At 73.6% G+C, this 18,831-nt stretch carries 20 protein-coding genes; 10 read left to right on the forward strand and 10 right to left on the reverse strand.

Translation table 11 applies throughout. The features are described from left to right. Positions 1–28: 28 nt before the first annotated feature. Positions 29–1,366, reverse strand: a complete 1,338-nt coding sequence (locus Actob_RS26490) for an AI-2E family transporter (RefSeq protein ID WP_284914528.1) — start codon at positions 1,364–1,366, stop codon at positions 29–31. A gap of 110 nt (positions 1,367–1,476) precedes the next feature. Next, the gene (locus tag Actob_RS26495) at positions 1,477–2,148 is read right to left on the reverse strand and encodes an alpha/beta hydrolase (RefSeq protein WP_284914529.1); all 672 of its coding nucleotides are present in this window, start codon (positions 2,146–2,148) and stop codon (positions 1,477–1,479) included. Positions 2,149–2,202: 54 nt separating this feature from the next. On the opposite strand from Actob_RS26495, the gene Actob_RS26500 reads away from it, so the two are divergent. The 4 genes from Actob_RS26500 (at position 2,203) to Actob_RS26515 (ending at position 5,547) form a co-directional block, all read left to right on the forward strand. Continuing rightward, positions 2,203–3,144 carry a helix-turn-helix transcriptional regulator gene (locus Actob_RS26500; RefSeq protein ID WP_284914530.1) on the forward strand — a complete coding sequence of 314 codons (942 nt, stop codon included), beginning with the start codon at positions 2,203–2,205 and terminating at the stop codon, positions 3,142–3,144. Positions 3,145–3,179: 35 nt separating this feature from the next. Next, positions 3,180–3,902 (forward strand): histidine phosphatase family protein, encoded by a 723-nt coding sequence (locus Actob_RS26505; protein WP_284914531.1) that lies wholly within the window; start codon positions 3,180–3,182, stop codon positions 3,900–3,902. Then, positions 3,886–4,728, forward strand: a complete 843-nt coding sequence (locus tag Actob_RS26510; protein ID WP_284914532.1) for an NAD(P)H-hydrate dehydratase — start codon at positions 3,886–3,888, stop codon at positions 4,726–4,728. The genes Actob_RS26505 and Actob_RS26510 overlap by 17 nt, the downstream gene beginning before the upstream one ends. Positions 4,729–4,812: 84 nt before the next feature. After that, on the forward strand, positions 4,813–5,547 hold the full coding sequence (locus Actob_RS26515; RefSeq protein WP_284914533.1) for an L-type lectin-domain containing protein: 735 nt from the start codon (positions 4,813–4,815) through the stop codon (positions 5,545–5,547). A 66-nt stretch (positions 5,548–5,613) separates the two neighbouring features. Here Actob_RS26515 and Actob_RS26520 read toward each other — a convergent pair whose 3' ends face one another. After that, positions 5,614–6,783 carry a zinc-dependent alcohol dehydrogenase gene (locus tag Actob_RS26520; protein WP_284914534.1) on the reverse strand — a complete coding sequence of 390 codons (1,170 nt, stop codon included), beginning with the start codon at positions 6,781–6,783 and terminating at the stop codon, positions 5,614–5,616. After that, positions 6,780–7,208, reverse strand: a complete 429-nt coding sequence (locus tag Actob_RS26525) for a hypothetical protein (RefSeq protein WP_284914535.1) — start codon at positions 7,206–7,208, stop codon at positions 6,780–6,782. Before Actob_RS26525 ends, Actob_RS26520 begins: the two co-directional genes overlap by 4 nt. Before the next feature lie 80 nt (positions 7,209–7,288). Between Actob_RS26525 and Actob_RS26530 the strand changes: the two genes are divergently transcribed. Then, positions 7,289–7,639, forward strand: coding sequence for a hypothetical protein (locus tag Actob_RS26530; protein ID WP_284914536.1), 351 nt, complete (start codon positions 7,289–7,291; stop codon positions 7,637–7,639). Positions 7,640–7,648: 9 nt separating this feature from the next. Continuing rightward, complete coding sequence (locus tag Actob_RS26535) at positions 7,649–8,674, forward strand: NAD-dependent epimerase/dehydratase family protein (RefSeq protein ID WP_284914537.1); 1,026 nt, start codon at positions 7,649–7,651, stop codon at positions 8,672–8,674. Positions 8,675–8,738: 64 nt separating this feature from the next. On the opposite strand, the gene Actob_RS26540 is transcribed toward Actob_RS26535, so the two are convergent. The 4 genes from Actob_RS26540 to Actob_RS26555 form a co-directional block, all read right to left on the reverse strand. Further along, a complete protein-coding gene (locus Actob_RS26540) occupies positions 8,739–9,950 on the reverse strand; it encodes a JmjC domain-containing protein (RefSeq protein WP_284914538.1) in 1,212 nt (403 codons plus the stop codon). Next, on the reverse strand, positions 9,947–10,210 hold the full coding sequence (locus tag Actob_RS26545; protein ID WP_284914539.1) for a BatC protein: 264 nt from the start codon (positions 10,208–10,210) through the stop codon (positions 9,947–9,949). Before Actob_RS26545 ends, Actob_RS26540 begins: the two co-directional genes overlap by 4 nt. A gap of 104 nt (positions 10,211–10,314) precedes the next feature. After that, positions 10,315–10,596 carry an STAS domain-containing protein gene (locus Actob_RS26550; protein ID WP_284914540.1) on the reverse strand — a complete coding sequence of 94 codons (282 nt, stop codon included), beginning with the start codon at positions 10,594–10,596 and terminating at the stop codon, positions 10,315–10,317. A gap of 118 nt (positions 10,597–10,714) precedes the next feature. Continuing rightward, complete coding sequence (locus tag Actob_RS26555; protein ID WP_284914541.1) at positions 10,715–11,713, reverse strand: LacI family DNA-binding transcriptional regulator; 999 nt, start codon at positions 11,711–11,713, stop codon at positions 10,715–10,717. 113 nt (positions 11,714–11,826) lie between these two features. Here Actob_RS26555 and Actob_RS26560 point away from each other — a divergent pair, with 113 nt between their 5' ends. Genes Actob_RS26560 through surE form a run of 3 tightly spaced genes read left to right on the forward strand, consistent with a single transcriptional unit; the run spans position 11,827 to position 14,912 of the window. After that, positions 11,827–13,050, forward strand: coding sequence for an MFS transporter (locus tag Actob_RS26560; RefSeq protein ID WP_284914542.1), 1,224 nt, complete (start codon positions 11,827–11,829; stop codon positions 13,048–13,050). Between the two features lie 21 nt (positions 13,051–13,071). After that, entirely contained in the window at positions 13,072–13,764 is a 693-nt protein-coding gene (locus tag Actob_RS26565; protein ID WP_284914543.1) for an alpha/beta fold hydrolase, read from the forward strand. Beyond that, positions 13,764–14,912 carry a 5'/3'-nucleotidase SurE gene (gene surE / locus Actob_RS26570; RefSeq protein WP_284914544.1) on the forward strand — a complete coding sequence of 383 codons (1,149 nt, stop codon included), beginning with the start codon at positions 13,764–13,766 and terminating at the stop codon, positions 14,910–14,912. Before Actob_RS26565 ends, surE begins: the two co-directional genes overlap by 1 nt. 144 nt (positions 14,913–15,056) lie before the next feature. Here surE and Actob_RS26575 read toward each other — a convergent pair whose 3' ends face one another. After that, the gene (locus tag Actob_RS26575) at positions 15,057–16,130 is read right to left on the reverse strand and encodes a hypothetical protein (RefSeq protein ID WP_284914545.1); all 1,074 of its coding nucleotides are present in this window, start codon (positions 16,128–16,130) and stop codon (positions 15,057–15,059) included. Between the two features lie 105 nt (positions 16,131–16,235). Between Actob_RS26575 and Actob_RS26580 the strand changes: the two genes are divergently transcribed. Further along, positions 16,236–17,192, forward strand: coding sequence for a GlxA family transcriptional regulator (locus Actob_RS26580; RefSeq protein ID WP_284914546.1), 957 nt, complete (start codon positions 16,236–16,238; stop codon positions 17,190–17,192). A 146-nt stretch (positions 17,193–17,338) separates the two neighbouring features. Here the strand turns inward: Actob_RS26580 and Actob_RS26585 are convergent, their stop codons facing one another. Next, positions 17,339–18,793, reverse strand: coding sequence for a nitrilase-related carbon-nitrogen hydrolase (locus Actob_RS26585; RefSeq protein ID WP_284914547.1), 1,455 nt, complete (start codon positions 18,791–18,793; stop codon positions 17,339–17,341). Positions 18,794–18,831 lie beyond the last annotated feature (38 nt).

An 18,831-nucleotide genomic window follows, 5' to 3' on the forward strand; every position in this document is an offset into this window, starting at 1 on the left:
GGCCCGCTTTCCGGTACGCCCACCCGGGTCAGCCCCGCGCCGGGGCGACCGAGGTGTCGGCCGGCGGCGGGGTGGCCGGATCCACGCTGCGCTCGGTCGCCTCCACGGCGTCCTTCGCCTCCGCCGCGTCGTCGTCGGTGGGTTCGGTGCCCGGCGGCTCCCGGTCGGGTGTCGGTTCGCCGGACGGGTGCTGGGCGAGGTAGCGGATCGCGGTGTTCAGCACGGCCAGCAGCGGCACCGCGATCAGCCCGCCGACGATGCCGGCCACCACCACGCCGGCCGCGATCGCCAGGATCACCGCGAGCGGGTGCAGCGCCACCGCCCGCCCCATGATCAGCGGCTGCAGGACGTGGCCCTCCAGCTGCTGGACCGCGATCACCACGGCCAGGATGCTGATCGCGGTGACCGGGCCGTTCGCGACCAGCGCGACCAGCACCGCTACCGCGCCGGTGACCGTCGCGCCGACCACCGGGATGAACGCGCCCAGGAAGATCAGGGCGGCCAGCGGGACGGCCAGCGGGACGCGGAAGACCAGCAGGCCGATGCCGATGCCCACCGCGTCGATGAAGGCGACCAGGACGGTTCCGCGGGCGTACGAGATCAGCGTGTGCCACGCGTAGTGCCCGGCACGTGCGGTCGGCACCCGGGCGTCGCGCGGCAGCAACCGGCACAGGAACGACCAGATCTGGCCGCCGTCGCGCAGGAAGAAGAAGAGCGTGAACAGCACCAGGAAGAAGCCGGTGAGCACCTCCCCGAGGGTGGTGGCGGTGCTCAGCGCGCCGGTGGTGAACGAGCCCTGGTGCGCGCTGAACTGCTCGCGGGCCTTCTCCAGGTATTGGTCCAGCTGGGCGTCGCTGATGTGCAGCGGGCCGCGCTGCAGCCAGCGCTGCACCTCGGCGAGGCCGCCCTCGACCCGGGTGGAGAGGTCGTCGAGCTGGCTGATGAAGGTCCGCACGATCAGGCCGAGCCCGCCGAAGACCAGCACCAGCGCGGCGATCAGCACCAGGCCGGCGGCCAGCGACCGCTTCATGCCGTTGCGCATCAGTGTCGCGCTGAGCGGCTGGAACAGGGCGGCCAACAGCAGGGCGACGGCCACCGGGATGAGCATCACGTGCAGCAGCGCGACGACCCGCAGGAACAGGTAGGAGGCGACGACGAAGAGGATGAAGCGCCAGGCCCAGGCGCCTGCCGTACGCACCCCGCGGGGCAGCACGTCGGCGCTGCTCGTCTGGTGGTTGACCACCACGACGGGTGTGGTGGTGTCCTGCAGTTCCGGGCCGACCGTGAACGGCGGCGGAACGTTGCGACTGGCCGCCGAGGCCAGTTTCGCCCGGGCGCGTTCCCGGACGGTGCTTGTCCAGCTCATCGACTTCCCCTTCGGTTGCTGCTCGGATGCCCGGGGGAGCGTCGTTTCATGCATGATCAACCACTTCGAGGCCGGTGCGCCGGCGGGCACCGGCCTCGCGTGGTGCCGGGTCAGAGGGTGGCGAGCAGGGCGGCCAGTTCGGCGGGGCGGGTGAGCATCGGCCAGTGACCGGAGGCGATGTCGAGCATGTCCAGGTGCTTGACCCGGGCCAGCTCGGCGACGTCGCCGGCGTCGATCCACTCGCGAGCCTGGGCGGGGGTGTACTCCGGGCAGATCAGGGTGACCGGTACGTCGTACCGTCGCTCGTCGGCATAGCGCACCGTGCCGCGCGCCACCGCCTCGGGCACCGGGACGGCCGCGTCGGCGAAGGCCCGGCGGCCTTGCTCGTCCAGGTCGGCGGCGTCGGCGCCGTCGAACGGGGCCCAGCCCGGGAACGGCATGACGCCGTCGGCGATCGGGAAGAAGTCGGCGTAGGCAGCGCCGTCCGCGCCCGGAAAACCGCCGATCATGGCGACCCGTGCCACCCGGCCGGGGCGGGCGTCGGCGGCCAGCCAGGCCAGGCCGCAGGCTGCGGAATGCCCCACCACGGTCACCGGGCCGGGGGCCGCGTCGACCGCCGCCAGCACCGCGGCGAGCTGGTCGGCCAGGGTGGCCTCCCGGCCGGTCGGCAGGTGCACCGGCACCGCCTCGCGGCCCCGCGCGTCCAGCCCGGCGATCACCTCGGTCCACACCGACGGGTCCAGCCACAGGCCACCGACGAGAACGATTCGTTCAGCACTCATGGGAAGCCAACCTAGAGGCTGTTCCGGACGATCGGCTTCCGGTACGTTCGGCGCGTGCCGACCGGATCCAGCCCCACCGCGCGGGCGCTGCGCACCCTGGAGATCCTCCGGGCGCGGCCCGGGACGACGGCGGAGCAGCTGGCCGCCTCGCTGGCGGTGACCGAGCGGGCGGCCCGGCGCTACGTCGAGATCCTGCGGGAGGCCGGCATCCCGGTGGAGTCGGTGCGCGGGCCGCACGGCGGCTACCGGCTGGGGCGCGGGACCCGGCTGCCACCCGTGGTGTTCACCGAGGAGCAGGCGCTCGGCCTGGTCATGGCGGTGCTCGACGCCAGCAACGCCGACGAGCTGGTCGGCGCGGCGCTCGGGAAGGTGATCCGGGCGTTGCCGGAGGGGATCGGGCGGCAGGCGGCGGCGCTGCGGGCGTACGCCGCGGTGGCACCCGATCCGCGAGCGGCCCGGACCGATCCGGCGACCGCGAGCGCCCTGGTCTCGGCAGTCGCCGAACGGCGGCGCGTGCTGGTCACCTACCGCCGGGAGAGCGGCGGTGAGTTCGACGCCGAGGTCGACCCGTGGGCGGTGGTGGTCCGCTTCGGCAGGTGGTACCTGCTGGGCCACTCGCATCGGGCGGACGCCGTCCGGACCTACCGCGTCGACCGGATCCGCACGGTCCACCGGACACCGCACCGCTTCACCCCGCCGGACCCCCTGGATCCGGTGGCCACGTGTGAGGAGAACCTCGGCAAGGGCTGGCGGTACCCGACCCGGGTGCTGTTCCACGCACCGGTCGAGCGGGTCGCGCCCTGGATCCGGCCGCCGATGGGCACCTTGGCCGCCGACGGTGCCCGCTGCCTGCTGACCGGCAGCACCCGCAACCCGGCGATGTACGCGCAGGAGTGGCTGGCCGCCGTCCCGTGCGAGTTCACCGTCGAGGACGGCCCGGAGCTGCGCGCGGCGGTGGCCGCCGTGGCCGCCCGCTTCGCCCGCGCGATCCGGTAGGTTGCCCGGCGCGCAGCTGGGTATAGGCGGGTGCCATGGGGCAGTTCGCGTGGCTGGGCATCGTGCGGCACGGGCAGAGCGTCGGCAACATCGCCGCGGCGCAGGCGGAACGCGCCGGCGCCGAGGTGATCGACCTGGCGGATCGGGACGCGGACGTGCCGCTCTCCCCCACCGGGCGGCACCAGGCGCAGGCGGTCGGCGCGTTCCTCGCCAAGCAGGACCGGCCGCCCGAGCTGGCGCTGGTCTCGCCCTACCTGCGCGCCCGGCAGACCGCCGAGCTGGCCCTGGCCGACACCCGGATCCCGATGGTCGTCGACGAGCGGCTACGCGACCGCGAGCTGGGCGTCCTCGACCTGCTCACCAACGCCGGGGTGCGCGCCCGCTTCCCGGACGAGGCGGTGCGGCGGGCGCATCTGGGCAAGTACTACTACCGGCCGCCGGGCGGGGAGAACTGGGCCGACGTCCAGCTGCGCCTGCGCGTCCTGCTGCGGGAGCTGCGCGAGGACCATCCGGGCGGCCGCATCCTGCTCTTCGCCCACGAGGCCACCGTCTGGCTGGTCCGTGCCCTGGCCGAGGAGCTGGCCGAGCCGGAACTGATGGCGCTGACCCGCAACGAGGCGATCGCCAACTGCTCGGTCAGCTCCTGGTGCGGTGACGGGGTCAGCCTGTCACCGGAACGCTTCAACGACGTCGCGCACCTGGAGGACCACGGCGCGCCGCCGACCGAACAGGAGGAAGTCCGTGCCGAGCCGGCCTGAGATCATCACTCCGCGGCTGCTGCGGGAGTGGCCGCTGCCCGATCCGGACGGCGGCAAGGAGGCCCGCGGCACAGTGCTGGTGGTCGGCGGTTCCCGGTTCAACCCGGGTGCGGTCCTGCTGGCCGGTGAGGCGGCGCTGCGGGCCGGCGCCGGGCGGCTGCAACTGGCGGTCACCGACGAGACCGCGATCCCGCTGAGCATCGCCGTACCGGAGGCCAAGGTGGTCGGCTTCCCGTCCGGCGGCCGGTCGCTGCCCGAGCAGGTGACCGAGCTGGCGGCGAAGGCCGACGTGATCCTGATCGGTCCGGGGCTGGACGACATCGAGCAGACCGACGCGCTGATGCGGCAGGTGCTGGGCGCGGCGGGCCCGGAGACCGGGGTGACGCTCGACGCGTACGCCCTGGGCGCGCTCAGCAAGGATCCGTCCCTGCTGCGCCAGCGTCGCGCGGTGCTCACCCCGAACCTGACCGAGGCCGCTCACCTGCTGGGCCGGGAGCCGGGCGACGACCTGGCCGCCGCGAGCCGCGCGCTGGCCGACCGGTACCGCGCGGTGGTCTCGCTGTTCGGGCACATCGCCGAGCCGGACGGCCGGGTCTGGCGGGAGGAGAGCGCCGACGCCGGCCTGGGCACCTCGGGCAGCGGCGACGTGCGCGCCGGGATCGTCGCCGGGCTGCTCGGGCGGGGCGCGGAGCCGGCCCAGGCGGCGTGCTGGGCCGCTTTCGCCCACGCGGTCAGCGGGCAGCGGCTGGCGCCACGCCACGGCCGTACCGGGTTCCTGGCCCGCGAGCTGGTCGACGAGGTGGCCTTCACGCTTGCCACGATCTGACCAAACAAAACGTCCGGAAAAAACACAGCGGATTATCGTACGTTCGTCCGGAACCCGATTATCCCCGGTGTTCTACTCGACTCCATGCGACGCACTTGGAAGATCTGTGGCGGCGGGGCGTTGTCCGCCGCTTTCCTGTTGATGACCGCGACGCCGGCGATGGCCGATTTCGAGTACCCGACGTTCGGCGACACCGGCTCGCTGAGCGTGAACGGCAGCGCCGCGGTGGTCCGGGCCGGTCCCGGGCGGGTGCCGGTGCTGCGCCTCACCGACGGCGGGTACGAGCAGATGGGTTCGGCCTGGGTCAACGACAAGGTCGACGTCACGAAGTCGTTCGACACGACGTTCGAGGTGCTGCTGGACGGTCGTGGCATCGGCGCGGACGGCATCGCGTTCGTGCTGCAGGCGTCCGGGCCACGGGCGCTCGGCGGCTGGGGCGGCGGTCTCGGATATCGCGGCCTGAAACGCAGTGTCGCTATTGAATTCGACGATTATCAGAATGGTCCGGACCCGAGCGACAATCACGTCGGACTGGTCGTGAACAACAATCCCGATCATCACCTCGCCACCGCCGCGGCACCGGTTCCGCTGTTCGGGGCGCCGTTCCGGGCCCGGGTCGTCTACGACTCGCCGGCGCGGAACCTGCGGGTGTACCTGGGCGGGCCGGGCGGCGAGGCGGAACCGCACCTGATCCTCGACCGGGCCGTGGACCTGAGCCGGTATGTCGGCTCGCCGACGGCCTGGGCCGGGTTCACCGGCGCCACCGGCAACGTCGGGTCCACCCAGGACATCCTGTCCTGGTCGTTCAGCACCCGATAGCCGTCGTTCAGCACCCGAGGGACACCGCGGGCCCCGGCCGCCGGTCGCGGCCGGGGCCCGCGAGGCTCAGGGCAGGAAGACGGCGCGGACGCAGTCGTCCTCCTTCTCCTTGAAGATCCGGTAACCCTCCGGTGCCCGGTCCAGTGGCAGCACGTGAGTGGCCAGGTGCTCGGTCACCAGCTCACCCTTGGCCATCCGGTCCAGCAGCATCGGGATGTACCGCTGCCCGTGCATCTGCGCACCGCGTACCGTAAGGCCCTTGTTCATCAGGGCGCCGAGCGGGAACTTGTCGACGAATCCGGCGTAGACCCCGAGGACGAACACCGAGCCGCCCTTGCGGCAGGCGTGGATCGCCTCGCGGACCGCGATCGGCCGGTCGGTCTGCAGCCGCAGCTGCTGCTTGATCTGGTCGTAACCGAAGTGCGGGCCGGGCGCGTGCGCCTCCATGCCGACCGCCTCGATGCAGACGTCCGGGCCCCGGCCGCCGCTGCGCTCCCGCAACTCCCCGGCGACGTCGGTCCTCTCGTAGTTCAGCGTCTCCGCGCCGACGTGCTGCTCCACCTGCCGCAGCCGGTTGTCCAGGCGGTCGATGACGATCACCCGGTCGGCACCGAGCAGCACCGCGGCCCGGGCGGCCATCTGCCCGACCGCGCCGGCTCCCCAGACGGCCACCACGTCACCCGGCTTGACCCCGGACAGGTCGGCGCCCATCCAGCCGGTCGCCGCCGAGTCGGAGGCGAACAGCGCCCGTTCGTCGCTCACGCCGTCCGGCACGGTGAACGCGCCGACGTCGGCGAACGGCACCCGGATGAACTCGGCGTGGCTGCCCGCGTTGCCGCCCATCGCGTGCGAGTAGCCGAAGCAGCCGCTGGGCGCGTGGCCCCACAGCGTCTCGGTGATCGCCGGGTTGGTGTTGCCGTTGTCGCAGAGCGAGTAGAGCTTCTGGTCGCAGTACCAGCAGCTGCCGCAGGCGATGAACGACGAGACCACCACCCGGTCGCCGACCCGGTGGTTGCGCACGTCCGGCCCGGTCTCCACCACCTCGCCGAGGAACTCGTGCCCGAGCACGTCGCCCTTCTGCATGAACGGGATGTACCCGCCGAGCAGGTGCAGGTCGGAACCGCAGGTCACGGTGCGGGTCACCTTGACGATGATGTCGCCGGGGTTGCGCAGCTCCGGATCCGGGACGGTACCGACGGCCAGCTTGTTGACGCCCTGCCACTGCAACGCCTTCACAGCAGTCCTCCCTCGCGGCCGTGCCGGGTGGCGGCCTGCAGCGGCCGGTTCAGCGGCGTGGTCTCGGTGGTCGCCGGGCCGGAGGGCAGCAGCACGTCACCGGCTTCCAGCAGCGACCGCGTCTCGCGCAGGGCGCGGCGCACCTCGCCGTCGGTGACCGGCGAGCCGTCCGGCACCCGCACCGAGATCTCGGTGCCCCGGTCCCCCGGCGCGGCGGCCAGGCTGATCTCCACCTGGTGCGCGATCTCGCGCAGCGAACCCGGCAGCTGCGTCGCCTCCAGCTCCGGCAGTGGCTTGTAGACGGTCACCACGTGCCGGCGGCGTGCCCCGGACGCGGGACCGCGCCGGCGACGGGCCGCGACCACCGTCGCGGCTCCGGCCGCGAGCGGCCCGATGATCAAGAACGCTTTTCGTGTACGACCCATGGGTCCCGCTTACCTCAGGAGCCCCGCGCTAAACCGGCGACCGGTTTGCGCCGGCCGATACGTGGTAAACGGGGAGTGCCATGCCGAACCTGACACACATCGCCGCCGCGGCTCGCGCCGGCTGGGGCTGCGCCCTGCTGCTCGCACCGGAAACCCTGCTACGGCTGGGCGGGCGGCCGGCGCCGGCCCCGGCGCTGACCGCGCTCGCCCGGGTGCTCGGCGCCCGCCAGATCGTCCAGGCGGCCGTCCTCACCGCCTGGCCGGCCGGGGCGGTGGCCCGGTGCGGCGCCGCCGTGGACGTCCTGCACGCGACGAGCGATCTCGGGTACGCCGCGGCGTCACCGCGCCACCGGCCGGTCGTCCTGCTCGACGCGGCCATCGGAGCCGGTCTCGCGGCCGCCGGACGCCGGCTCGCGGCCCGCACCGGGTAGGCGGCGGGCATGCGGATCGTGGTGACCGGCGCGAGCGGGAACATCGGCACCGCCCTGCTGGGCTGGCTGGCCGCCCGCCCCGAGATCACCGCGATCGCCGGCATCGCGCGCCGGGTGCCGCCGGCCGGGGCCGGGCCACCCTACGACCGGGTCAGCTGGCACCCGGTCGACGTGGCCGGGCCGGCCGCCGCCGGCGAACTGGCCGGCATCTTCCGGGGCGCCGCCGCCGTCGTGCATCTGGCCTGGCACATCGTCGGCGGCCACGATCGCCGGGCGCAGGCGCGCACCAACCGGGTGGGCTCCGCCGCGGTGCTGGCCGCCTGCCTCACGGCCGGGGTGCCGCACCTGGTGCACCTCTCGTCGGCGGCCGTCTACTCGCCGCGGACCGGGGACCTCGCGGTACCGGAGAGCTGGCCGCGGCGGGGCTGCGAACGCTCCGCCTACAGCCGGGACAAGGTGGCCGTGGAGGACCTGCTGGACCGGGTGCGGGCGGAACGGCGCGACCTGCGGATCACCCGGATCCGGCCGCCGGCGGTGCTGCAACCGGCCGCGGCGGGTGATCTGGCACGGCTCGCGCTGGGGCGGCTCGCCCCGCTGGCCGAGCCACTCGGCGCGCGGGCGGTGGTGCTGCCGTTGCCGGGCTCGGCGACGCTGCAGGTGGTGGCGGCGGCCGACGTCGCGGACCTGATCGGGCGGGCGGTGCTGGCTCGGGCGGCCGGCGCGTTCAACGTGGCCGGCGAGCCGGTGCTGAGCGCGCGGGTGCTGGCGCGGCTGCTCGGCGGCCGGCATCTGCCGACGCCGCGTGCGGTGGTGCGCGGGCTGCTCGGCGCCGCGTGGTGGCTGCGGGTGCAGCCGCTCGACGCGTCCTGGGCCGACCTGCTGCTGGACACCCCGTTGCTGGACTGCGCGCGGGCCGGGGTGGAGCTGGGCTGGCGGCCCCGGCACGACGCCCGGCTGACGGTGGTCGCGACGCGGCGGGCGATCGCCGGGGGTGCGGGGACGGCGAGCCCGCGGCTGCGCCGGGCCGGCGGATGAGCGGCGCGTCCCGCCGCGGGGGGCTCGCCGGCGCGTACCGGCCTCGGGCTTGTCCTGTCCTCCGTCACTCACCGGGGACGGTTATGCCCTCCTTGAGCAGGCGGCGGACCAGGACCAGACGGTCGTCGTCGTCGGCCAGCGGCAACTCGCCGACCCGGTGCGGCCGGCCGTCGAGGACCAGGCGCAGGGCCGGCTCGCAGTAGGCGGGAAGGCGCAGGCTCCGCCCGGTCAGCCGGAGGATCACCTCGTCACCCGCCTGTTCCAGATCCCAGCGCAGCCCGGGCCGGACCCGGACCTCGTCGTGCGGACCGAGCGCCGCGGCGAAGTCGAGCTGGGCGAGCGGACTGAGCGGCGCCGGGCGCGCCTGCGGCCAGGACCGCTCGCGGAGACGTCCGGCGATCGCCACCGGGTCCGCGGTGGGCAGCCAGGCGCGCAGCGCGTCGACGGTCGCGGTGAGCTCGGCGGCGACGGTTTCCGGGTCGGTGAGATCTTTCCCGTACGGCAGGCTCGCCCGCAGCCGCGGATCGCCGGCCGCCGCCGTGAGCAGCTCCTCGACCAGCGCGTACCTGGTCAGCCCGCGAATACCGACGGTCAGGTGCAGCGACCGGGAACCCTGCGCCCGCGCCGAGTGCAGCCACCCGCGCGGCAGGTAGAGCGCGTCACCGGGACGCAGCACCACGTCGAGAGCCGGTTCGCCCTCGGCGGTGGCGGCCACCTCGTCGGCGCGCCCGCCCCACGGCTGCTCCTCCAGCGGATCGGGGAGCACCGGCGGGTGCACGCACCAGCGCTTCTCCCCCTCGGCCTGGAGGACGAACACGTCGTGGGTGTCGTAGTGGGTGGCGAAGCCCTGGCTGTCCGGGGGCGTCAGGTACGCGTTGACCTGCAGGGGGCGGCGGAGTTCGGCGCCGAGGCCGGCGGCCAGGTCGACGATCGGCGGCCAGAGGCGGTGCAGGCCCTGCAGGACCAGGGTGGCTCCGTCGGCGTACAGGCGCATCACCTGCTCGTCGTGGACCTGGTCGGAGATCTCGGCGCCGGCGCCGCCGGAGCCGGTGTAGCGGGCGGCGGGCAGCACCTTGCCCTGCCGGGCCACTCGCAGGAAGGGGGTACGCAGGCCGCGCCGGCTCAGCAGTTCGTCCACCGCCGCCGCGGAGAGCAGGCCGCGGAAACCATCCGGGCCGCCGAGGTCGGCGGCCCGGGACAGCAGGGGCTGACGACCCCAGTAGGTCGCCGCGAACGCATCCCGGCCGACCGCGACGACCTGGCTGAGGACCGTCATCCGGCCGCCGGGCCGTCGGCGGCTCCGTCGTGGCCGGCCGGGTTGGCGCCGCCGTCGGCCGGGCCCTCGCCGGCCGCACCGCCGTCCGCGCCACCGTCGACCGCGTTGGGGTTCGCACCGCCGTCGGCCGGGCCCTCGTTACCCGCGCCGCCGTCCGCGCCGCCGTCGCGGCCGACCGGGTTGGCGCCGCCGTCCGCCGGACCCTCGCCGTTCAGGCCGTCCGGGTCCGAGCTGATGATTTCCTGATCACTGAGTCCCATGACCGGTCGATGTACCCCGGAAGATCGCTGTTAATCCATCACTTCCGGGCCGCCGAAGGTTTCCAGAACGCGGCTGATCCGGAGCAGCTGGTGCACGAGCGGGCTCACGTGGTGATGGTGAACCGGCAACCCGCCGCCCCCGCCCACTCGTGACACACCAGCAGGGCCCGGATCCCCGCCGCGTCGAGAAAGCGCAGCCCCCGGGCATCGCACGTGATCGCCCGCCCGGGATGCTCGCGGACCGTCGCGCGGATCGCGTCGGAGAACCCGCCGACCTCCTCACGGTCCAGCTCACCGTGCAGAGTCAGCCGCACCGCACCGCCGTCGTCGTCGAGCGCCCGCACCCGCAGGGTGTGAACCGACTCGCCCAGGCCGGAAGAGTTCATCACCGCTCCTACCGCGTCGGTTCGTCCGGTGCCCCGCGTCGCTGACGGCGCGACCGAATTATCCGCCGGGACGGAGATCCACGGGCCCGTTACGCCGGATCGCCGCGGCGCGGGCCCGTCAGGTGGACTCGCGGACGATCAGCCGCATCCGTACGGCGCCCACCACCCCGGGCTCGGCCGGCTCCTCGACCAGCCGATGCACCAGCGCGGCCAGCTCGTCGGCGGAGCCGGGCTCGATCCGCACGGAGGTGAGGGCGGGCCTGGCGATCCGGGCCGGCAGCAGGTCGTCGGCGCCGGCCACGGCCACCGACCCGGGCACCTCGAGGCCGACCTCCTGCAGGGCCCGGACCAGCAACAACGCGTACTCGTCGTTGTAGGCGAAGACGCCGTCGAAGCCGGGCCAGGCGCGGGCCAGGGCGAGCGCGTCGTCCCAGTCGTAGCGCAGCGGCACCGGCGTCACCTCGGCCCCCGGTCCCCCGGCGGCCTGGCGTACGCCGGCCAGCCGCTCCGCGGCGAACACGTCGAGGCCGCGCTCGCCGGGCATCAGCACGGCCAGGCGGCGACGACCGCGCTCGATCAGATGGGCGGCGGCGAGCCGGCCGAGCTCGTCCTGCCGGAAGATCATCGTGTGCGCGCCGGGCACCGGCTCGCCCCCGGTCGCGATGACGGCACGCACCCCGGCGGTGCGCAGCAGCTCGACCGCGGCCGGGGTGAGCCCGGGAACCGGCGCGAGCACCGCGGCCGGCCGCATCTCCGCCCAGACGCGCGCCACCTCGACCGGGTCGGCGCCGCGCCCGCCGTGCAGGACCAGCGTGTAACCGTGCTCGTGCAGCGCCAGCTGCAGCTCGTCGAGCCAGTCGCTGACCAGCCGGCCGATCGCGGCCTGGCTGGCCGGCATCAGCACCAGGTTGCTGCGGCCGGCGCGCAGGGCGCGGGCGGCGGCGTGGCTGACATAGCCCAGCTGCTCGGCGGCGGCGCGGACCCGGGCGCGGGTGGCGTCGCTGACCCGGCCGGGCTCGGTGTCGTTGAGGACGAACGAGACGGTGGCGCGGGAGACCCCGGCCAGGCGTGCGACGTCGGCGCTGGTCGCGCGTGCGGGATGGGGGCGTCCGGGCATCGTCCGACATCGTGTCACGCCGAATCCCCTCTAGCGCCGCGGGGGCAAGCTGTGTGAACATTCGCGTTACACGAGTAACGTTACACGTGTAACCACGATGGGTGGTCGCTTCCATGAACCTCACCGCAACCGCAACCGCAACCACATCCGGCATCCGCCGCGGCCTGCTGCCGCTGCTGCTGCTCGGCAACGTCGCCATGTACACCGTCTACCTGGGCATCGGCGGCGTGCTGGTGCCCGCCCAGGTGGCGGCCATCGACCCGGTGCACAAGGTGACCAGCCTGGGCCTGGTCGCCGGCGTCAGCGCCGTCTTCGCCACGCTGTTCAACCCGATCGCCGGGGCGCTCTCCGACCGCACCGGCCGGCGCAACCCGTGGATCCTCGGCGGCGGCCTGGCCGCGCTGGGCGTCTTCGTCCTGCTCGGCCACGCCGGCACCGTGCTGCTGGTGACCATCGGCTGGTGCCTGGGCCAGGCCGCGATGAACGTCTACCAGGCGGCGCTCACCGCGGTGGTGCCCGACCGGGTGCCGGCCGCCCGGCGCGGCGTCGCCTCGGCAGTCGTCGGGCTCGGCGTGCCGATCGGCGGCACCGTCGGGGTGGCGATCGCCTCGGCCACCGTCGGCACCCCGAGCACCGGATACCTCGTCCTCGGCGTGGTCGTCGCCGGCGCCGCGCTGGCCTTCACGCTGTTCGCCAGGGAGCGGCGCGCCGAGCCGGCCCCGGTGGCCGGCCTGGGCGAGCAGGTCCGGGTCTTCCTGTCCTGTCTGGCCCACCACGACTTCCGCTGGGCGTTCATCGGGCGGGCGCTGCTGGTGCTCGGCTACTTCACGGTCAGCGCGTACCAGCTCTACATCCTCACCGACCACATCCGGCTGCCGGCCGGGCTGACCCCGGCCGGGGCGGTCGCCGTGCTCACCCCGATCGCGATGGGTGCCATGGCGCTCGCCACCGTCGCCGGCGGGGTGCTCTCCGACCGGCTCGACCGCCGGAAGATCTTCATCGGGGTCTCGGCGGTGCTGGCCGGGCTGGTCATGCTGATCCCGCTGGCCAGTCCCACCTGGACCGGCATGCTGCTGTTCGGCGCGCTGAACGGGCTCGCCTTCGGCTGCTTCATGGCTGTCGACACCGCCCTGGTCACGCTGGTCCTCCCCCGGGCCGAGGACGCCGCCCGCGACCTGGGTGTCCTGAACATCGCCAACGCCGGTCCGCAGATCATCGCGCCGTTCGTCGCCTCGATGATCGTCACGGCGGCCGGTTACGGCGAGCTGTTCCTGATCGGCGGCGTGCTCTCGGTGCTCGGCGCACTCGCCATCATCCCCGTCCGCAGCGTCCGCTGAACCACGCACAAGGAGATCGTCTTGCAGCTCAACACACGCACCTGGGGTGACGGCGGGAAGACCGCCGTCCTGGTGCACGGCATCATGTCCGACTCGCGCGCCTGGCACCGGGCCGGCCCCCGCCTCGCCGCGCTCGGCTACCGGGTGACCGCTGTCGACCTGCGCGGCCACGGCGCCAGCCCGCGCGGCTCGTACCACCCGAAGGACTGGGCCGACGACCTGGCCGACACCCTGCCCGGCCACATCGACCTGGCGATCGGCCACTCGCTGGGCGCGGTGTCGCTGAGCCTGGCGGCGGACCGGCTCGACTGCGACCGGATCGTCTACAGCGACCCGGCGTGGCTGGCCGACCAGCTGGACCCACCCCTCGACCCCGCCGTCTTTCGCCGGTTCAAGCACGCGACCCGGGAGCAGATCGCGGCGCTCAACCCGCGCTGGGACGACACCGACATCGACATCGAGCTGGCCACCCTGGCCGTCTGGGACGACACCACGGTGGACACGGTCGGCGAGGCCACCGGGATCGGGGCGCCGGCCCATCCGCGGGTCCCGTCCCTGGTGCAGGTCGCCGAGCAGGGTTTCGGCAACCGGCCGGAGCCGATCGCCGCGATGCGCGAGGGCGGCCTGACCGTCCGCGTCGTCCCCGGCGTCGGGCACACCATCCACCGCGACGATCTGGACGCCTTCTTCGACTCGATGCGGGGCTGGCTGTGATGCGCGCGGCCGCGGCCGTGCTCACGGCCACCCTCACCCTGGCCACCGCGGCACCCGCCGAAGCGGCAGGCCCGGCACCGCTGCGGATCCCGGACACCGGCATCCGGGCCGCAGACACCACTGGAACAGCCCACCCCGCACCACCGCGCATCCCCGACACCGGCATCCGGGCCGCGGCCACCACCAGAACAGCCCACCCCACACCGCGCACCCCCGACACCGGCATCCGCGCCGCGGCCACCACCGGAACAGCCCACCCCACACCGCGCACCCCCGACACTGGCATCCACACCGCAGCCACCGCCGCACCGGCGGGGACAGCCCGTCGCGCACCGCTGCGGATCCTGGTCACCGACGACGACGGCTACACCGCACCAGGCATCCGCGCCGTCGCCGCCGCTCTGACCGCGGCCGGTCACGACGTCACCATCGTGGCCCCGGCCGCGAACAACAGCGGGGTCGGGACCAAGCAGGGCTACGGCCCGGCGATCCGTGCCTGGCAGGCCGAACCGAAGGTCTGGGCGGTCGACGGCACCCCGGGTGAGGCCGTGCTGTTCGGCCTGCACCAGGTCTTCGGCACCAACCCGCCGGACCTGGTCGTCTCCGGCGCCAACTTCGGGCCCAACGTCGCGGCAGTCGCCAATCACTCCGGCACGGTCGGCGCGGCGATCACCGCCCTCGACTACGGCATCCCGGCCATCGCGGTCTCCACCGACCTGGACCTGAGCGGCGACCCGCAGCCCACGCTGCGCGCGATGCCGTTGGCCGCCGCCTTCACCGTCCGGCTCGCCGACCATCTGCGGTCCCGCTCCGGTCGCGGCCCGCTGCTCCCCGCCGGCCTGGGCCTGAACGTGAACTACCCACTGGTCGGCGACGGTTCCCGTCCCGCCCGTGGCGTCGAACTGACCCGCCAGGACCACCAGCCGGTGTTCCGCCCGGCCTACACCCCGGACGGCGCCGGCCAGTGGAAGGTCACGGTCACCATCGACGCCGCCGCGGCACCCCGCGGCACCGACCTGCACGCCCTCCTCGCCGACCACATCTCGATCGCCCCGATCACCGCGGACTGGGATGCCTCCCCGTCCCGCTCGACTCTCGACCTGAAGCCGCCGGCAGCTCTAAGGTCGCTGGCGGGACTCACGAGCTGAGCCGGATGAGTCGCACGGCCCTCCGGTCTCCACCGGAGGGCCGGTGCCCCACCCACCTCCCCGAGGTTCGCGGCCCGCTCACGGTCCGCCCCCACACCGGCCCGCCATTTCCCGGTACGCCCACCGCCCCGCCATGACCGGTCCTCAGCTGAACCATCCGTGGGTGAACAGCCGAAACAGGCTGGGCCAGAAGGTCCAGAACTCGGGGTACGGCCCGTCGCCGCCGCCGGAGGCGAGGGCGGCCAGCAGCAGGAGCGTGATGGGAAGGAGAACCACCAAGGGCAGGCCCACGACGCCGATGACGAGCCCGGCACGACGGCGGCCCAGGACAGCGCCGGTCGCCGCGCCGACAATCGCACCGAGCCCGGCGCCGAGCAGGGCACCGTAGCCGGCGGCGGTCGTCGACCGGTAGATCGTGAGCGTCGGCCCGAGGTCGTGGGTGTAGGCGATCACCAGGTCACCGCGCCGGGCGTTCCAGTTGTCGCAGAGGTAGCCGTCGACACGGGAGAAGTCGGTCCAGCCGTGCGCCTCGGCACCGGCCCGGGCGGCCTGGTCGTGATCGCACTTGACCTCGCTCTCGAAGCCGGTCTCCGCGTAGGGAATCTCCACATAACCTGAACCCGATTCGTCGTCGCCGAGGGGCGAGCCGTAGCGGTAGTCGCGGCGGTCGATCTCGCCCGCCGGCGCCACTCCAGGAATGATCTCCTGGGCCAGGCGCACGGCCGCGGCGTCGTCAGGCAGCGGCCCGTAATCGCGCCCGGCGATCCACGATCCCCCCACCGCCCCGAGGATCGCGGCCAGCAGCGCACACATCACCATCGCGCTGATGCGCAGCCCTCGACCCGCACCCTCGCTAGCACCGCCCGCCGAACCACCACCCTCCGCATCGCCGCGCTCGGACTCGCCACGCCCCGAATCACCGCGCTCGGCATCGCCGCCCTGGGAACCACCGCGCTCGGCATCGCCACCCTGAGAACCACCGCGCTCGGCATCGCCGCCCTGGGAACCACCGCGCTCGGCATCGCCGCCCTGGGAACCACCGCGCTCGGCATCGCCGCCCCGAAAACCACCGCGCTCGGCATCGCCACCCTGGGAACCACCGCGCTCGGCATTGCCGCTCTCAGGGCCACCGCTCTCAGAACCACCGCGTTCCGCGTCGCTCGTCGTGTCGCCGGCGCCCGCACTGTCCTCGGCGTCGCCGTGGCCCGCATCGCTCATGGCGTCAGAATGTAGACGATCTTGAGCGCGGCGGAGGACCGTGAAGCTGGCTCGATCGCCCATCTCCGCCCGGTTCTGGCCGTCCGGCGGCATAGGGTGACCGCCATGCACATCGTCGCCGTGCTCGCGCTGGACCGGGTGATCCCGTTCGACCTGGCCACGCCGCTCGAGGTGTTCAGCCGGGTGCGGCTCCCGGACGGAAGCACACCCTATGAGGTGCGCATCTGCGCGGACGCCGAGACGGTGGACACCGGAGCCTTCACCCTGCGCGCCCCGTGGCCACTGGACACGCTGCTCCACGCCGACACGATCATGCTGCCCGGGTGTGCCGACGGCGCCGCCGCCGTACCGGAAAGGGTGGTGTCCCATCTCCGCAAGGCGGCCGAAGGGGGTGCCCGGCTCGCGTCCATCTGCGCAGGCGCCTTCATCCTGGCCGCGACCGGGCTGCTCGACGGGCTGCGCGCCACGACCCACTGGCGGGCCGCACCGCTCCTGGCCGCGAGGCATCCGCGGATCGAGGTCGATCCCGGGGTGCTCTACGTGGACAACGGTCGGTTCCTCACCTCGGCGGGCGCGGCGGCCGGCCTCGACCTGTGTCTGCATCTGATCAGGCAGGATCACGGCTCGGCGGTCGCGGCGGACGCCGCCCGCCTGTCCGTGATGCCGCTCGAACGCGAGGGCGGCCAGGCCCAGTTCATCGTGCCGGAGCAGCCCCCGACGCCGCGCGGCTCCACCCTGGAACCGCTGCTCCGGTGGATGCAAGAGAACACCGACGTCGAGCTCACCCTGGGCGACGTCGCGGCACAGGGCGGGATGAGCGTCCGCACGCTCAACCGCAGGTTTCGTGAGCAGACCGGCACCACCCCTCTGCAATGGCTGCTGCGCGCCCGGATCCGCCGCGCCCAGCACCTGCTGGAGGCAACCGACGAGCCGGTCGAACTGATCGCGGGCCGGGTCGGGTTCGGATCGCCGACCGCCTTCCGCGACCGTTTCAAACGCATCGTCGGCACCAGCCCGCAGACCTATCGCGCCGCGTTCCGCCGCAGCGATCCGCAGACCTGAGACGCCACGCCCCGACGGCGTACGGTAAGTCATGGGTCGCAGATCGATGCTCATCGCGCTGGGCGCGGTCATCGCGCTCTGGCTCGTCGCGGTGATCGCCCAGGCACTCACCGGCTCGGCGACGCGGACGCAGGCAGCCCTGGCAGTCATCTTCCCCGGCCTGTACCTTGGCCTACTCGCGGGTCCTCGCCCATCGCCCCGGGGAAAAGTCGTCCTCGGCGCGGCAGTCCTGCTGATCGCCGCCGGCGCTCTGATCCTCCTCGCCGGAACCGATCTCTGACCGGCCACAGTGCCACCGGGAACAGAACCAGGGCCAGCATCACGAACCAATCTCCGGTACGCCCATAGACCGTCCCCACCACCCCCGGCGTAACCGTCACCAGCAGCTCCGCGTCCCCGGTCGTGACCTCGCCGAGCACCCGCCCGGTGGCGTCGCTGACCGTGAGCCGCCCGAAATCGGCAGCCCGCACCACGGTCATCCCGCTCTCCACCCCGCGAACCACCGCCATCCGGCTGTGCAACCACCCGTCCCCGCCGAAGTCGAGCGCCGGGACGAGCAGCATCGTCGCGCCCCGCGCCCGATAGCGCCGGACCAGCCCGGGAAAGTCGAGGTCCTTGCAGACGGCCACGCCGCGCCGGCCGACGACCAGGTCCTGGTCACCGGCCGTGAACCAGTCTTCCAACCCGCGGATCAGATGCTGTTTCGTGTACGTCCGACCCGTCCCGCCCAGCACGAAAGCGACGTTGCGCCGAGTGTCCCCCTCGGTGAGCACCGCCCCGACGATCACCTGGACACCGCGGTCGGTGACCGGCCGGAAAGCGTCCTCCAGCTCCTTCCGTGAGCCGACGCCGAAGACCTTTTCGGGCAGCACGACGATCGTCGCGCCCCGGGCGGCCAGGCTCTCGGCACGCGCCAGGTACCGGGTGAGCAGGTCGGGCGCCGCATCGAGAGCCATCCCGTCCTCGGGTTGCTCCAGCGCGACCAGCCCGACCGCCAACCTCTCCCCCGCGCCGGGACGCCGGTTCAGCGACCAGGTGGCCCACCCGCCGGCGCTGACCGCGAGGACGAGCAGACAGGCGACGGCGGCCTTCGGCCGGGTGAGCAGCGCGGCCAGCGCGATCGGCACCGCTATCAGTAAGTAGGAGACACCCCAGACGCCGGTCAGCGAGGTCAGCTGGATGACCGGGCGGACGCCGGCCTGGGTGTAGGCGAGACTCCACCAGGCCCCGTTCGGCATCAGGACCGACACCAGGTATTCGCCGAGGACCCACAGGGCCGGGACGGCGAGGACGGCGGTCACCGTCCGGCCACGACGGAGCAGCCCACCGGCCAGCAGCACGGTCCCGGCGGCCAGCGCGGTCCCGTAGATCACGAACCCGATCACCACCGGCAACGGGATCCGCAGCGTGCGCAGGTAATAACCGGCCATCGCCAGCTGGCCGATCGGCCACGCGACAAGGGTCGCGGTCAGGGCCTTTTTCGGTACGCCGAGCAGGAGCAGCGGCACCGGCGCCAGCCAGGTCAGCACCGGAATGGGGTGCAGCCCGAACCCACCGAGCCACAGCAGGCCGCTCAGCGCGGCGGCAGTCATCGTCACCATGGCACCGAGCCTCCGGCGGATCGCGGGCCGGCGGATCG

This window comes from Actinoplanes oblitus, from assembly GCF_030252345.1.
GTDB lineage: Bacteria > Actinomycetota > Actinomycetes > Mycobacteriales > Micromonosporaceae > Actinoplanes > Actinoplanes oblitus.